Source organism: Euzebyales bacterium (genome assembly GCA_035461305.1).
In the GTDB taxonomy this organism is placed as follows: Bacteria; Actinomycetota; Nitriliruptoria; order Euzebyales; family JAHELV01; genus JAHELV01.
This window is the reverse complement of sequence record DATHVN010000220.1, coordinates 1-1,856: the sequence shown is the minus strand read 5'-3', so window position 1 is coordinate 1,856 and position 1,856 is coordinate 1. Positions and strand designations below refer to the sequence as shown.

The following is a 1,856-nucleotide window of genomic DNA, read 5'->3' as shown; positions in this document are numbered from 1 at the left end:
ACGGCCGGCCTGTCTCGGGTCAACGACGACTGCCTGACGTCGTTTCCGGCCGCGGCCGATGTCGTCATGGGGCGCGTGCCGGTGGCCGACGGTGATCCGCTGTCGGCAGCGGCCCTGGCGTGCGTGACCGTGGCGGCCGCGTGCTCGACGCCGCGGTCGCATCGGTGGGGCTGCTGGCAGAGCTGGTCGCGCTGTTCCTGGCGATCGCGACCGTGGTCGCGGTCGCCGCGGCGTCTGGGAGTGCACCGGCTGCGCCGGCTGCTGAGCAGCGGCCGCGTCGCCGCGGCGGTCAAGGGCATCGCGCTGGGGTTCCTGATACCCTTCTGCACCACTCGGCGATCCCCGCGCTGGTCGCGATGGTCGATGCCGCCGTGCGCACGTCCGTGTGGGTCGGGTTCCTGCTGTCCGCGCTGGTGCTCGACGCGTCGATCGTCGCCGCGCTCGCCCTGATCTTCGGACCGCTGACGGCGGTGCTGTACACGGCGGTGACGTTCGCCGGGGCGCTGACCGCAGCGCTGGTCGCCGACGCGATGGCGGTGCGGGCGGGCCGCCAGGGTGTGCGTCGCCGGGCGGACGGCCGCACCGTGGGGGCCTGTTGAATGGTTTGTGTGTGGTGCCTGACCGGACCGGGAGAGCGCCTGGTCTAGAAGGGACCTGTGATGACGACTGCACGCCAGGATAGGAGTGATTCGGCCATGCCCACGGTGGACCGCCCGGTGATCGACGAGGACACGTTGGACCGGTTGATGGACCAGATCGACGCCGAGGGTCTGGAGCTGCTGGGCCCCGAGGGGGTATTGACCGAGCTGACCAGCCAGATCATGAACCGCGCGCTCGACGTCGAGTTGACCGACCACCTCGGCTACGAGCGCGGCGACCCGGCCGGTCGCGGGTCGGGCAACAACCGTAACGGCACGACTGCCAAGAAGGTGCTGACCGACGCCGGCGCGGTGCCCGTCGACGTGCCCCGCGACCGCAACGGGACGTTCGAACCCAAGCTGGTCGCCAAGCATCAACGGCGCCTGCGCGGCTTCAACGATCTGGTGGTCGGGCTGGTCGCCCGCGGCATGACCGTCCGCGACGTCCAGGCGCACCTGGCCGACGCGTACCAGGTCGAGGTCTCCCCCGAGTTGATCTCCAAGATCACCGACGCGGTCATCGGCGAGCTGCGCGCCTGGCAGGCCCGCCCACTCGACGCCGTCTATCCGGTCATCTACGTCGACGCGATCGTGGTCAAGGTCCGCACCGACCGGGTGGTCGTCAACCGGCCCGTGTACCTCGCGCTGGGCGTCGATGTCGACGGCGCCAAGCACGTCCTGGGCCTGTGGCTGGGCGACGGCAGCGAGGGCGCCAAGTTCTGGCTTGCCGTGTGCACCGAGCTGAAAAACCGCGGCGTGGGCGACGTGCTGGTCGCCTGCTGCGACGGCCTGGCCGGCCTGCCCGACGCGTTGGAGACGGTGTGGCCGCAGACCACCGTGCAGACCTGTGTGGTGCACCTGATCCGCAACTCGATCAAGTTCTGCTCGTGGAAGGACCGCCGGGCGGTCACCAAGGCGCTCAAGCCGATCTATCAGGCGCCCACGGTCGACGCGGCCGCCGATGCGATGGACGACTTCGAGCTCGAGTGGGGCGACCGCTACCCCGCGATCGTGGACCTGTGGCGCCGCAACTGGGAGCTGTTCACGCCGTTCCTGGCGTTCGACCCCGCGGTCCTTCGGCCACGCCACCGTCCACGAGATCCGCACGCACGTCCATCCCAAGGCGGCCAGCCACCGCGACACCAGCGACGACCCGCCCGCCCCGTCGGGCATCGACTACCTGCAGCTGGTCGCGGCCGAACACCACGCCGCGACGCG

Annotated in this window: 2 protein-coding genes; both read left to right on the top strand. The window is 70.6% G+C overall.

All coding sequences use genetic code 11. The annotated features are described in order from the left end of the window. The first annotated feature begins 119 nt into the window (after positions 1-119). A complete protein-coding gene (locus tag VK923_20030; GenBank protein ID HSJ46967.1) occupies positions 120-599 on the top strand; it encodes a hypothetical protein in 480 nt (159 codons plus the stop codon). Between the two features lie 96 nt (positions 600-695). Continuing rightward, on the top strand, positions 696-1,856 hold a 1,161-nt coding region (locus VK923_20025), incomplete at its 3' end, for an IS256 family transposase (protein HSJ46966.1).